This is a genomic window from Oceanisphaera marina (assembly GCF_014643915.1).
Lineage (GTDB): Bacteria > Pseudomonadota > Gammaproteobacteria > Enterobacterales > Aeromonadaceae > Oceanimonas > Oceanimonas marina.
Genome location: NZ_BMKE01000043.1, coordinates 1 through 13,316, shown reverse-complemented (window position 1 = coordinate 13,316; position 13,316 = coordinate 1). Strand labels below are relative to the sequence as shown.

Here is a 13,316-nt window from a genome sequence, read left to right as displayed (position 1 = left end):
CAGCTTTATTTCCTGGAGAAAAGATCAGCTACTGACTGAAGTTTCAATGTTGCTAAAGGGAGTAGGAAGTGAATTCCACATACGTTATACGTGATTGCTTATACAAATTGATGCCATTATTTCAAACGGTGAAGGCACCCCTTCACAAGCGCCTTGCGACCTTATAAAAGTGGCAAATAACTCGGAAAATGCGCCAAAAAGCCCAGTATCTACTCACACTGTCGCTTTCTCTCATTACAACAACATTTCCGCTCAATTACCTGTAGACCCTAAAACAGGTGAATTGGTAATGGGTGGGGTAAAAGAGCAGACAGAACAATGTCTGAAGAATATCAAGGCAATTTTAGAAAGTATCGACGTCCCTTTTGACGATATTGTTAAAATAAATATCTTCCTTAAAAATCTGTCGGATATTGAAGCGGTAAACGAAGTTTATACAACATTTTTCCCAGACTCGGCTATCGCTAGAACAGTAGCCTATGTTCCTGCCCGGACAACCGTTGTAGCTTCGGCTTTACCTATGGATGCTTTAGTGCAGATTGATGCCGTTGTGTCACATGGAGATGGCACACCGCCACAAGCCGTGGAAGACAGACATGGTATAGTCATAAGAGCAAACAATACGGAAAATGCTCCAAAAAGCCCACTATCTACACAAACAGTTGCTTTTTCTCATTACAATCACATTTCAGCCCAATTACCTGTAGATCCTAAAACGGGTAACCTTGTAGCTGGCAATGCGGCAGAGCAGACAAAGCAATGCTTGGCAAATATTAAAGCGATTGTAGAAAGTGTCGACCACGTTATGGACGATATAGTTAAAGTAAATATCCAACTGAAAAATATCTCAGACATTGCTGCTGTAAATGACGTTTACATAACATTTTTCAACCGCGATCTTCCTGCAAGAACAACAGTTGGCGTTTCAGCTATCCCTATGGATGCTTTGGTACAGATTGATGCTGTTGTTTCTAATGGTGAAGGCACACCACCAAAGTTATAACGGTAATTCAGGCTCTACCACAAAGTATGATGGAGCCATAAAAGCACTAATGTTCAGACGCACATCGGCTGCGTTCGCATGAAAATGGGCAGCGTGATACCCCATCAGGTTTATCGCGTTGCCTATATTTAATTATCATATTTAACTCTGCACTTGAAGAAGTAGCAGCGGTTCCTTCACTAGTTAGTTTGTCGCCATTTCCAGCTCGTTGATCAGCCACAAGGCATCGCTTTTACTCTCGCCACACACATCTGCCATGGCTTTAAAACGGCCACATACCGCCGGGCGCTCTGGTTTGCCAAACAAGGCACAGCGCATATCTTCCAATAAATGAAAACATGGCTCCCCCGCGGGCTTGCCATTGGGCATACCCGGTAAAGGCCCACTGATGCTGGGTGCAATACAGCAAGCACCGCAGTTATTTCTACATTCCATTAAATGACCTTTTGTTCGCCCGCGCCTGATGCCGGTGCAATATGTTATCGGATGACTGGCAAGGCGGCGGCGAGCGCCGACACATGATCATCGCTGGCTCCCAGCTCATGTAACGCCAGCTCGAGATTGAGTAGATATTCACGGTTGCTGCCACTGGGCCCTCGAGCATCGGCAATTTGCCCAGCCATGGCCGTTAGCGAGGCTTCTCCCAAAAAAGCCTCGTTATCTGGAGTTGCCAGATAAATCAGCCCCTCTGCAGAACGGGTCGCCGTAAAATGTATCGGCACCACTTCACGCAAATAACCGTTTTTTTCGCGAATATCCAGCTGCCGCAGCACCTCGGGCTGAATGCGATACGCCATGCCATCACAACGGGCACCCTTGTCCTGAGTCAGGGTAACCACTCTGCCTGGCGCCTCTGGTGTGCCTCTATGATCATGCGAACCTTGCCAAAAACGGCGGCTCCAGTGTTCAATCCAGGCGGGTTTGCGCTCTAAAAAGGGAAAGTCTGCCTTCCAGATCAAAGAGCCATAGCCAAACAGCCACAAAGAATCCCGCCGATCAAAGTGCGTCATGTGGCTATTATGGGCTGTGGTGTCAAATGTCATGAGTTCCTTCAAACCAGAGCAAAAAGCGGTACACATTACGCTGTACGCCATAAGTTAAAGATAAACGTCATACTGCTTTACTGATAGCGTACAGCATACCGCTGCCCGCAGGGCGTGGTAAACTGCTGCTTTTATTACAAGGATCGTTTATGCGTCTGACCATACATCGCCTCGAACACATACCGGCAGTACACCGCCACCATGTTGACATTATCCTGCAAGGCCGAGCCTTGCCCGAGCAGGCAGCCTTCTATTTGGCCACCTTTAACGACAGGGCCGTGGCGCTCGCCTGGCGCGAACAAGAACGACTCGACTTTATTGCGGTGCGCGATGTTACGCGCCGCCGAGGCATAGGCCAAGAGCTATTGCGGCAAATCAAGTCCGATGCTTTGACAGCCGGTCTCACGCGCCTTAACTGTAATCCGGCTCAAGCGCCTTCTGCACAGCAGGCCGATCTGGCCGCATTTTTAACCAGTCAGGGCTTCAACACCCAGGCAGGAATGCTAAGCTGTTGTCTGGACCGTTAACAACAGAAGGAAGCGGCATGAAGATGAGAACCGAAAAGGACTCGATGGGCGAAATAGCAGTGCCAGCCAACGCCCTGTATGGCGCCCAGACCCAAAGAGCCATCAACAACTTTCCCATCTCGGGTCAGCCGCTGCCCACGGCCTTCATCGCTGCCATAGCCAAGATCAAGGCCGCTTGTGCCCATGCCAATGGTCAGCTTGACCGGTTGGAACAAGATAAGGCCGATGCCATTATCAAGGCGGCAGAAGCCGTTATCGCCGGCCAGCACACCGATGCGTTTCCCATCGATGTCTATCAAACAGGCTCTGGCACCAGCACCAATATGAACGTGAACGAGGTGCTGGCTCACCTGGCAGCTACTGCACTTGGCAAAACCGTGGGCGCCAATGACGACGTTAACATGGGCCAGAGTTCCAACGATGTCATTCCTTCCGCCATTCATGTCAGCGCCGCCCTCGGCCTTAGCCGTCACCTCATGCCGGCCTTGCTACAACTTGAACAAGCCATGCTGACCAAGGGTGAGCAGCTGAAAGATCAAGTAAAAACCGGCCGCACCCATTTAATGGATGCCATGCCGCTGCGCTTCGATCAAGAGCTGGGAGGCTGGGCCACGCAGATACGTTACGCCATTCAACGACTGAACGGCTTGCAAAGCCGACTGCAGCAACTCGCCCTGGGTGGCACCGCCATTGGGACCGGTATTAATGCCGACGCCCGTCAGGCACAACTGGCTTGTGATTATCTTAATGACATCACCGGCCTTAACTTTTGTCCGGCAGAAGATTACTTTTACAGCTTGAGCAGTCAGGACACGGCGGTAGAGCTGTCCGGGCAACTCAAGACACTGGCAGTGGCGCTGATGAAAATTGCCAACGACTTACGCTGGATGAATTCGGGCCCGCTAACCGGCCTGTCCGAAATTCAACTGCCAGCCCTGCAGCCGGGCTCCTCCATTATGCCGGGCAAGGTCAACCCGGTGATCCCCGAAGCCGTGGCCATGGTGGCAGCACAAATTATTGGCCTGGACACCGCCAATACCGTTGCCGGTCAGTCGGGCAATTTTCAGCTTAATGTCATGCTGCCACTGGTGGCCAATAACCTGCTGACCATGATCCAGCTGCTGGCCAACTCGGCCCCCCTGCTGGCCGAGGCCATCAGGGGCTTTACCGTCAACCAGACACATATCGACGAAAATCTGGCCAAAAACCCGATTCTGGTGACGGCGCTGAACCCGGTGATTGGCTATGACAAGGCCGCCAACATCGCCAAGCTGGCCTATAAAGAGCAAAGACCGATATTGGAAGTGGCGCTGGAACACACCGATCTGTCGGAAGACGAACTGCGAACCCTGCTCGACCCCGCTTCGCTTACGCGTTAAAGACGAGTTGAAAGCTTACTACTGATAGCTGTCTTTTGCTCCTCACCATAAAAAAGGGATGCCGTGGCATCCCTTTCAATCACAGTGCAATCATCACACTTACAGAATAATATCCCGCAGTGCCTGCTGCTTGCGAGACAGTATGTGCGTAGAGCGAATACGACGCACGGTGCGCGATTTGCCACGGATCACCAAGGTTTCGGTATGGGCATAATAACCGTCGCTGCTGATGCCTTCCAAGAGATCACCCTTGGTGATGCCGGTGGCGGCAAACATCACGTTGTCGGTACGTGCCATGTCTTCCAGCTTCAGTACCTTGCCCACTTCAATGCCCATTTCCTGGCAACGCGCAATTTCCTGCTTGCCCATGGCGATATTTTCTTCGGTTGGCTCTTTTACTTCATAACGCGGTATCAAACGGGCTTGCATGTCGCCGTCGAGCGAGCGCACGGCCGCGGCAGAAATCACGCCTTCCGGGGAGCCACCAATGCCATAGAGCATATCCACTTCACTCTCGGGAATGCAAGCCAGAATAGAAGCGGCCACATCACCATCGGGCACCGCAAACACCCGCACGCCCAGCGCCTGCATGGTTTTGATTGCCTTGTCGTGTCGCGGCTTGGCCAGGGTAATCACGGTAAAACGCGACAGCGGCTTGTTCAGCGCCTTGGCCACCGCCTTGATATTCTGCTCTATCGACTTGGTGAGATCGATAACACCCTTGGCCCGGGCACCCACGATCAGTTTTTCCATGTACATATCGGGGGCGCGCAAGAAAGCGCCTTTTTCGCCCACGGCAATCACGGCCAGGGCGTTGGACTGGCCCATGGCCGTCATGCGAGTGCCTTCGATAGGATCGACGGCAATATCGACTTCATCGCCACCCTGGCCGACTTTTTCGCCGATATACAGCATGGGTGCTTCATCTATCTCGCCCTCACCGATGACCACTTCACCGCTGATTTCGATTTCATTCAGTACATGACGCATAGCCGCAACCGCAGCACCGTCGGCAATATTTTTATCGCCTCTTCCCAACCATTTGTAGCCTGCCAGAGCGGCGGCTTCGGTCACGCGGGAGAACTCAATGGCTAATTCACGTCTCATTAGATTTCCTATCTGTTCAAGTTATCGCTACTTGCCGAGTTACTTGTCTAGTATCCGCTGTTGCAGAATACGATACACATCGGGCGTTTCTTCTTTTTCGGTTACGCATACGTCCAGATCCTGCAAACGGCCATCCTGAATACCAAATATCCAGCCATGTACGGATAGTTCCTGCCCACGTTTCCAGGCATGTTGCACTATGGTGGTGCGGCACAGGTTGGCGACCTGCTCAATCACATTCAGCTCGCACAAGGCGTCTTCTCTGGATTCCAGCGGCTCTATGGTCAGCAGGTCTTTACGGTATCTCTGATAAAGGTCTTTCAGGCTGCGAAGCCAATTGTCGATCAGTCCGTACTCTTCATCCGTCATGGCGGCCTTTACACCGCCGCAGCCATAGTGGCCACAAATGATGATATGTTTAACCTTCAGCACTTCAACCGCATATTGTACCACCGACAAACAATTGAAATCGGTGTGTATGATCTGGTTGGCCACGTTGCGATGGACGAACACATCGCCGGGTAACAGCCCCATCAACTGGTTGGCAGGAACTCGGCTGTCGGAGCAGCCAATCCACAAATATTCTGGCGCCTGCTGTAACGCTAATTTTTCGAAGAAGGTCGGATCTTCTGCTTTGATTTTTTCTGACCATTCTTTGTTGTTGTCAAACAGCGTATTCAAGATTCTCATGGGATGTTCCTGCTTGTTTTACTTTTTTTAGAGTAGATTACCGGCGGAAAAAAGGCCCCGGCGGGGCCTTTTTTTCACCTTGTTGAAACTCAGGCATCCATGGCCATTTTCAGCTTTTTCAAGGCGCTTTTTTCCAGCTGGCGTATCCGCTCGGCCGACACGCCATATTCATCAGCCAGAGTTTGCAATGTGGTCTTGTCGTCTTCGTCCAGCCAGCGAGCCTGAATGATATGCTGGCTGCGGTCATCCAGCGTGGCCAGAGCGGCACGCAGGCGACGGTTCGCCGTTTGTTCCCAGTTGTCTTCTTCTACCTTTTCGGCCACATCTGAACCGTGGTCCTGCAGGTAGTGCACCGGGGAAAAGCTGGTGTCTTTATCATCGTCGTCAGACGCCAGATCAAAGGCTTGATCCTGGGCGCTCATGCGTGACTCCATCTCCAGCACTTCGGAGGGCTGCACCCCCAGATTTTCGGCTACCATTTCCACTTCAGCCTGGTTGAACCAGCCCAGACGCTTCTTGGATTTGCGCAGATTGAAGAACAACTTACGCTGAGCCTTGGTGGTGGCCACCTTGACTACCCGCCAGTTGCGCAATACATATTCGTGAATTTCGGCCTTGATCCAGTGCACCGCAAACGACACCAATCGTACGCCTACGTTAGGATCGAAGCGCTTGACGGCCTTCATCAGGCCGATGTTACCTTCTTGAATCAGATCCGCCTGAGGCAGGCCGTAACCGGAATAACTGCGGGCAATGTGCACCACAAAACGCAGATGAGACATAATCATCTGTCGGGCCGAGGACAGGTCACTCTCATTATAGAGCCGTTCGGCCAGTGACTTTTCTTCTTCCGCGCTCAGTACGGGAATAGTGTTAACTGCCTGGATATAGGCCTCCAGGCTGCCTTGGGGTACCAAGGAGAAATGGCGCTGAAAATCTGTCGTCATTACACTCGTATTCATTATTACATGACTCCGTATAAAAACAGCCGCGGTGACGCTTTGCGAGCGTATCGGTGATTCTATGCCGCGTACTGTACAGCGGAAAATGTATTTATTTAGAACTAAATGTCAAGCGGGCGGCGTTTCTCTGCTCCCATAAGACCACATTCTCCTCATTAAGTTCAACCAGGTTTTTTATATTCCACTGCCAGCATCACCTTAATTGGGCTCTATGGCACGAATATGCCGGCGCACCGAAAATCCGGAAGCCAACAAGCTAAGCAGGGTCCCGGTCAGGATAAGCAGCAGGCTTTCCTGCAGGCTCAAGCCCAGCAAATCGAAGTCACTTTGGTACAGGGCCGCCAAGGCACTGACCTTGTGACTCAGCCAGAACACCATGATCAGTGTTAACCACCACGCCAGCAGGCCGCCGATAATGCCATACCATAGTCCCACGTATAGAAAGGGCCGCTGAATAAAACGGTCTGTGGCGCCTACCAGCTTCATGACTTCGATTTCGTAGCGGCAGTTCAGAATGTTCAGGCGCAAGGTATTACTGACCACCAATAACACCCCTGCCAGTAATAAACTCGCCATACCGACCACCACTTGTCGCAGCAGATCGACGATGCCCGACAAGCGTGCCAGCCAGGCCATGTCCAGCCGCGCCGTAGCCACTGTGGGCTCGGCGTTCATGTCGGCCAGCAGCAATTCGGCAGCGTCCGGGGCTCGTCCCGCTTCAGACAAGCCCAGAATGAACACCGCCGGCAGTGGGTTGTCGGCCAGCAGATCCAGCGCTTCGGCAAAACCCGCCGCGCCCTTGAAGTCACTCAACCCCTGCTCGGCACTGATGTAGGTAATTTTTTCTATTTCCGGCAGGGCAGCCAGGCGCTGCTGCAACTCGGTCACCTGCTGTTCTGTGGTGTTCTGCTGCAAATACAGGCTGATTTGTGCCTTGCTCTGCCAGAAAGCACTGACCGACTCGGCATTTTTCAACAACACGTAAAAGCTGGCAGGCAGCGCCAGGCTAACGCCCAGCACGGCGATGGTCATTAACGAACTGAGCGGCGTACGCCACAGCTCCCCCAAACTGGCAAACAACTGACGCAGATGATCAACGCCATACATGGCCAGACGCTGCAACCAGGATAACTTGTGCCGGCTCATAACTCTGCCTCCAGTCGGCCCGCGTTCAACGTCAGGGTTCTGTGCCGCTGGGAATTGATTAATCCCGTATCATGGGTGGCAATCAAGACGCTGACTCCCACGCTGTTAAAGGCTTCAAACAAGCGCAATATCTCCATCGACAACTCGGGATCCAGGTTCCCCGTGGGTTCATCCGCCAACAGCAGCGACGGTTTGTTAACAATGGCACGAGCAATGCCCACGCGCTGCTGTTCCCCCCCCGACAGCATCAACGGAAAATAGCGGTCCTTGCCCAGCAGCCCTACCTTGTCGAGCGCCGCCGACACGCGGCGGCGAATGTCCTGGTGGCTATAACCTTCTATCACCAGTGGTAACGCCACGTTATCAAACACGGTGCGGGTATTAATCAAATGGTGATTCTGAAAAATCATGCCGATACGTCGACGCACATAAGGAATATGGCTGCGATTAATCCGGCTGACATCCTGGCCATTAAACAGCACCTGACCGTCGGTCGGCCTTTCCATCACGCTGATCAGTTTAAGCAGAGTACTCTTGCCCGCCCCCGAGTGGCCGGTAAGATACGCCATTTCCCCTTTTCCCAGATGGAAGCTGACCTTTTGCAGCGCCTGAAAGCCACCGCTGTACACCTTGCTAACCTGCTCGAAGCGGATCATTTATTCGTCCTGCGTAAAAAGGGCGTCGATAAACTCTCGGGCAACAAAGGGACGCAAATCGTCAATTTGTTCACCCACCCCAATATAGCGAATAGGAATGCCAAACTTGTCGGCAACGGCAAAAATAACCCCGCCTTTCGCCGTGCCATCCAGCTTGCTCAGCGTAATCCCGGTAATGGGCACCGCCTCGTTAAAGATCTTGGCCTGGCTAAGTGCGTTCTGGCCGGTACCGGCATCCAGGGTCAGCATGATTTCATGAGGCGCACCGCCGTCTATTTTTTGCATGACCCGCACAATTTTCTTCAGCTCATCCATCAGATGCGCCTTGTTTTGCAAGCGACCCGCAGTATCGGCAATCAAGACATCGACTTTTCGTGCCTTGGCGGCCTCCACCGCATCGTAGATGACCGAAGCGGCATCGGCACCGGTATGTTGGGCAATAACCGGAATATGATTGCGCTCGCCCCACACCTGTAGCTGTTCTACCGCTGCGGCACGGAAAGTATCCCCTGCCGCCAGCATCACCGACTTGCCTTCGGCTTGAAACTGACGAGCCAGCTTGCCGATGGTGGTGGTTTTGCCCACACCGTTAACGCCGACCATAAGAATGACGTAAGGCTTGTGTTCACTGTCAATGTTCAAGGGTTGTTCCACCTTGCTCAAGATGGTGCCCATTTCTTCTTTTAACAGCTCATAGAGCGCCTCACCGTCTTTTAGCTGGCGGCGGCTGGCCTGGCGCGTCAGGTTGTCGATGATCGACAAGGTCGTTTCTACGCCCAAATCTGCCGTTAGCAGCTGGGTTTCCAGCTCTTCAAACAGGTCATCATCAATTTTTTTGCCGCTGAACAGGCCAAAGAAGCCAGAGCCCAGATTTTGTCTGGTTTTAAACAGGCCACTTTTAAGACGAGCAAAAAAGCCTTTTTTAGGTGCTTTTTCAGCCTGCGCCTGTGCAGCTGCCGCTTCTTCTGCCGCGAGGCGTGCTGCTTCTTCATCCGCCAATCGGGCTTGCTCGGCTGCTTCGGCTTCTGCCGCCAATCGCGCCTGCTCCGCCGCTTCGGCTTCTGCCGCCAATCGCGCCTGCTCCGCCGCTTCGGTTTCTGCCGCCAGTCGGGCCTGCTCCGCCGCTTCGGCGACCGCCGCCAATCGCGCCTGCTCCGCCGCTTCGGCTTCTGCTGCCAATCGGGCCTGCTCCGCCGCTTCGGCTTCTGCTGCCAATCGGGCCTGCTCTGCTGCTTCGGCTTCGGCTTCGGCTGCCAAACGGGTCTGCTCTGCCGCTTCGGCTTCTGCCGCCAATCGGGCCTGCTCTGCCGCTTCGGCTTGGGCCGCCAATCGAGCCTGCTCCGCCGCTTCGGCTTCTGCTGCCAAACGGGCCTGCTCTGCCGCTTCGGCGACCGCCGCCAATCGTGCCTGCTCCGCCGCTTCGGCTTCTGCCGCCAGTCGGGCCTGCTCCACTGCTTCGGCTTCGGCAGCCAGTCGGGCCTGCTCCGCCGCTTCGGCTTCTGCCGCCAGTCGGGCCTGCTCTGCTGCTTCGGCTTCGGCTGCCAAACGGGTCTGCTCTGCCGCTTCGGCTTCTGCCGCCAATCGGGCCTGCTCTGCCGCTTCGGCTTGGGCCGCCAATCGAGCCTGCTCCGCCGCTTCGGCGACCGCCGCCAGTCGGGCCTGCTCCGCCGCTTCGGCTTCTGCCGCCAAACGGGCCTGCTCGGCATTTGGCTCTTCCAGCGCACGTTCTACTTCTGCGCTGCCCGCCTCAACTTCCGACTCCAGAGCCGCCTGCTGCTGTTCCTGCTCTTTTACTTCTTCTGGCTGATCTTTGTTTTTGCCAAAGCCCAGCCAGGAAAAAAAACCTTTTTTTGCCATTCTGTTATTACTCACTGATGTCGGGGGTGATTAGGGCTGGCCGTAACTCGGCCCCTTCTTTAGAATACTCACCCCTTATGGGTGCAAAACCGCCTTATACTAGCACTTTATTGAAAGACGGCGAAACGAGATGGCAAAAGCAAAACCGGTAAAAAAGGCATCGGCGGGCAACGGACAAATCCGTTTGATTGGCGGCCAGTGGCGCGGGCGCAAATTACCCGTGCTGAACAGCGAAGGGCTCAGACCCACCACCGACCGCATCAAAGAGACATTATTTAACTGGTTGATGTTCGATATCCCTCATTGTCGCTGTCTGGATCTGTTTGCCGGTAGCGGCAGCCTGGGGTTTGAAGCCTTGTCCCGTGGGGCCAGCGAGGTGATTATGGTGGAAAAAGACGCCCGAGTTGCTCAACAACTTCAACACAACCTTGCCAGCTTACCCGCCGCTCAGGGTCGGATAATCAACACCGATGCGCTCGGTTTTTTACAAACCCCGGCCACCCCGTTTGATCTGGTGTTTCTTGACCCCCCGTTTCACCGCGAATTATTGCCCAATGTCTGCCAGTTATTGGAAGAAAACGGTTGGCTAAACGATGATGCAAAAATTTATATCGAACGCGAGCAGGCATCGGAATCACTACTGCTGCCACAACATTGGCGACTGTTGAAAGACAAGCAGGCCGGCCAGGTAAACTATCAACTTTATCAAAGGGAAAGTGAGCAATGAAAATACTGAATTTGGCAATGAGACTGGTCATGCTGCTGTTCTGGGCCGGCATTATTTACGCCTTGATCGGGCCGGACTTTCAGGAAGTAGGCTCAATGCCGCTTATTCTGGGTATAGTGGTGCTGGTCATGCACGGCCTGCAAATGTTGATGCTAAAGCAGGTGTCCAAGTTTTTACACCCCACCGCCAAAGACTACCTTGCGGTGCTGGTGTTCGGCTCATTTGCCATGAACCATCATCGCGCTCGCCTTAAAGCCATCTCGGAAGAAAACAAGCAGAAAAACGCCGAAAATCGACAGAAAAAACAAAAGCCCTAATCTCAACCCTCGTGAGGATGAGCCGGTTCATGGCCGCACTGCCAGCAGATCTCGAAGCTATCCGCATTGTGTTCGCCACACTGTGAACAGTACCAGGCGGGTTGCTCGTCTTGTTGGTAGCGCGCCAGGAGCCGTCGAGCTGACTCAAGGTCTCGGGGTTTGACCAGCAACATCACTTCTATCGCATTAGCGGGTAATTCGCCCAAGGCACCCGCTAATGCTTCCCCCCTAAGCTGCACCCTGATGCCAGCCACTTCCAGCGCACCTTTGAGCATATGTGCTTCTAGGCTGTTCGCTGCCTGATAAATCGAAATCCACTCACTCATCGCTTTTCTGTCACCCAAAATAGTCATCAAAAAAACAATAGAAAAAGGGGGTGACATCATGTCACCCCCTTTTGGGTTGTCGTTTGGCTCTAATCCCTAAACCAAGTTGCTCCCTGCATTCCCTGACTTGTTACCTTAGTCCTTAAGGTCTTTCCTCTTACCTATCCTTAGGCGTGTCCCTTGTCATCCTGACTGCGATTCATCCTGAGTCGCTTTGCTGTCTCCATCCTGGAGGTGTCCTTTACCGCTTCCTGCGGGTGTTCCTTTCGCCTTGCTTGGCAAGTCTGTCTTCCTGACGGACTTCCTTGCTCCTTGCCTGATTAACTATAGAGGATTTATCCAAGGGCTCAACACTGGAAATAACCACAAAATGAGTCCCAAAAAACAAACTTAATTATAATGTATTGTTTTATATGAACAATATAATTACCAACCCGCTAAATCTGCAGTTTAAAGCGTATTATCCCTCGCTTAGATACGTGATATCTCACAAAGACTCGGGCCGATCTCTCACAAGAACAGGCCAGGATAAAAATGTAGCCCGATCGAAGCCAGCAGCTTAGGATAAAACAAGGGTAATAAATAAGGAGAAAACAAGATGAATTCATTAACCTTGCCAGCATCACTGGTAGACAGCCAGTGGCTGGCGGCCCACCTGGATCACCCCGATTTGATCGTACTGGATGCCAGCTGGTACATGCCTGCCGCCAAACGCTCAGGCGAGCAAGAATGGCGCCAGCAGCGGATTCCCGGTGCCCGCTTCTTCGATTTCGACAGCAAAATAAGCGATCAGCATAGTCCGCTTCCCCATATGCTGCCGCCAGAGGCCCAATTTGCACAGCAAGTGGCGGCGCTGGGGCTCAGTAATCACCATCGCGTCGTAATCTACGATGGCAGTGGCATTTTTGCCGCTCCCAGAGCCTGGTGGATGTTTAAAGTCATGGGGCATGACCAGGTTGCAGTACTGGATGGCGGCCTGCCTGGCTGGATGACACAAGGGTTACCGCTGGAACAGGGCGAGCCGGCTCTCATCACACCGGGGCGGTTTGTCGCCAAATTACAAACCGCCTGGCTCGCCGATGCCGATCAGGTACAGGCGGCACTGCCACAGCCACAATATCAGGTGCTGGATGCCAGGAGCCGCGATCGCTTCAGCGGCCAGACAGCCGACCCTCGCCCCGGAGTGAGAGCCGGCCATATGCCCGGCGCCATTTGTCTGCCTTTTACCGAGCTGCTGCAACAGGGCCGTTTTTTACCCAAAGAGCAACTGGCACAAAAATTCGATGCGCTGGTTACACCCGAACAAAACTTGATTTTCAGCTGTGGTTCCGGCGTAACGGCCGCCATTTTGGCGTTGGCAGCAGATATAACCGGCCACAACAAACTAGCCGTTTATGATGGCTCCTGGACAGAATGGGGTGGTTCATCTCATTTACCCGTGGTCACCGAATCATAAAAAAACCCGCCGAGTGGCTAACACCGATCAGTTAAGAATTTTGGCGATCGGTTGACCGATCCTTATACGGCGTCAGAATACCCTCATCACCACATGGTATGAGGGTATTTTTTTGCTTGG

At 53.1% G+C, this 13,316-nt stretch carries 14 protein-coding genes and 1 pseudogene; 6 read left to right on the top strand and 9 right to left on the bottom strand.

Annotated elements, in window-relative coordinates; all coding sequences use genetic code 11:
- Positions 1–100: 100 nt before the first annotated feature.
- Positions 101–1,003: pseudogene (locus IEW52_RS15140) on the top strand (RidA family protein); the annotation flags it as partial.
- A 183-nt stretch (positions 1,004–1,186) separates the two neighbouring features.
- On the opposite strand, the gene IEW52_RS15135 reads toward IEW52_RS15140, so the two are convergent.
- Positions 1,187–1,438, bottom strand: coding sequence for a YkgJ family cysteine cluster protein (locus IEW52_RS15135; protein ID WP_188630920.1), 252 nt, complete (start codon positions 1,436–1,438; stop codon positions 1,187–1,189).
- Positions 1,439–1,482: 44 nt separating this feature from the next.
- Entirely contained in the window at positions 1,483–2,046 is a 564-nt protein-coding gene (locus tag IEW52_RS15130; protein WP_188630919.1) for a gamma-glutamylcyclotransferase, read from the bottom strand.
- Between the two features lie 149 nt (positions 2,047–2,195).
- Here IEW52_RS15130 and IEW52_RS15125 point away from each other — a divergent pair, with 149 nt between their 5' ends.
- The gene (locus IEW52_RS15125) at positions 2,196–2,573 is read left to right on the top strand and encodes an acetyl-CoA sensor PanZ family protein (protein ID WP_188630918.1); all 378 of its coding nucleotides are present in this window, start codon (positions 2,196–2,198) and stop codon (positions 2,571–2,573) included.
- A 17-nt stretch (positions 2,574–2,590) separates the two neighbouring features.
- Entirely contained in the window at positions 2,591–3,952 is a 1,362-nt protein-coding gene (locus IEW52_RS15120) for a class II fumarate hydratase (protein ID WP_188630917.1), read from the top strand.
- Positions 3,953–4,051: 99 nt separating this feature from the next.
- Here IEW52_RS15120 and glpX read toward each other — a convergent pair whose 3' ends face one another.
- From glpX to ftsY, 6 genes are all read right to left on the bottom strand, one after another.
- Entirely contained in the window at positions 4,052–5,059 is a 1,008-nt protein-coding gene (glpX, locus tag IEW52_RS15115) for a class II fructose-bisphosphatase (RefSeq protein WP_188630916.1), read from the bottom strand.
- Positions 5,060–5,098: 39 nt separating this feature from the next.
- Positions 5,099–5,749 carry a carbonate dehydratase gene (can, locus tag IEW52_RS15110; RefSeq protein ID WP_188630915.1) on the bottom strand — a complete coding sequence of 217 codons (651 nt, stop codon included), beginning with the start codon at positions 5,747–5,749 and terminating at the stop codon, positions 5,099–5,101.
- A gap of 89 nt (positions 5,750–5,838) precedes the next feature.
- On the bottom strand, positions 5,839–6,696 hold the full coding sequence (rpoH, locus tag IEW52_RS15105) for an RNA polymerase sigma factor RpoH (protein ID WP_188630921.1): 858 nt from the start codon (positions 6,694–6,696) through the stop codon (positions 5,839–5,841).
- A gap of 213 nt (positions 6,697–6,909) precedes the next feature.
- Positions 6,910–7,857 carry a permease-like cell division protein FtsX gene (ftsX, locus tag IEW52_RS15100; protein WP_188630914.1) on the bottom strand — a complete coding sequence of 316 codons (948 nt, stop codon included), beginning with the start codon at positions 7,855–7,857 and terminating at the stop codon, positions 6,910–6,912.
- Complete coding sequence (gene ftsE / locus IEW52_RS15095) at positions 7,854–8,513, bottom strand: cell division ATP-binding protein FtsE (protein WP_188630913.1); 660 nt, start codon at positions 8,511–8,513, stop codon at positions 7,854–7,856. Before ftsE ends, ftsX begins: the two co-directional genes overlap by 4 nt.
- Entirely contained in the window at positions 8,514–10,370 is a 1,857-nt protein-coding gene (gene ftsY / locus IEW52_RS15090) for a signal recognition particle-docking protein FtsY (protein WP_188630912.1), read from the bottom strand.
- A gap of 130 nt (positions 10,371–10,500) precedes the next feature.
- Here ftsY and rsmD point away from each other — a divergent pair, with 130 nt between their 5' ends.
- Both rsmD and IEW52_RS15080 read left to right on the top strand, forming a co-directional pair.
- The gene (gene rsmD / locus IEW52_RS15085) at positions 10,501–11,097 is read left to right on the top strand and encodes a 16S rRNA (guanine(966)-N(2))-methyltransferase RsmD (RefSeq protein ID WP_188630911.1); all 597 of its coding nucleotides are present in this window, start codon (positions 10,501–10,503) and stop codon (positions 11,095–11,097) included.
- Positions 11,094–11,414 carry a DUF1145 domain-containing protein gene (locus IEW52_RS15080; RefSeq protein WP_188630910.1) on the top strand — a complete coding sequence of 107 codons (321 nt, stop codon included), beginning with the start codon at positions 11,094–11,096 and terminating at the stop codon, positions 11,412–11,414. Before rsmD ends, IEW52_RS15080 begins: the two co-directional genes overlap by 4 nt.
- Positions 11,415–11,416: 2 nt before the next feature.
- On the opposite strand, the gene IEW52_RS15075 is transcribed toward IEW52_RS15080, so the two are convergent.
- Positions 11,417–11,740: a putative signal transducing protein gene (locus IEW52_RS15075; RefSeq protein ID WP_188630909.1), complete on the bottom strand. Its 324-nt coding sequence runs from the start codon at positions 11,738–11,740 to the stop codon at positions 11,417–11,419.
- 598 nt (positions 11,741–12,338) lie between these two features.
- Here IEW52_RS15075 and sseA point away from each other — a divergent pair.
- Positions 12,339–13,196, top strand: a complete 858-nt coding sequence (sseA, locus tag IEW52_RS15070; protein ID WP_188630908.1) for a 3-mercaptopyruvate sulfurtransferase — start codon at positions 12,339–12,341, stop codon at positions 13,194–13,196.
- Positions 13,197–13,316: the final 120 nt, after the last annotated feature.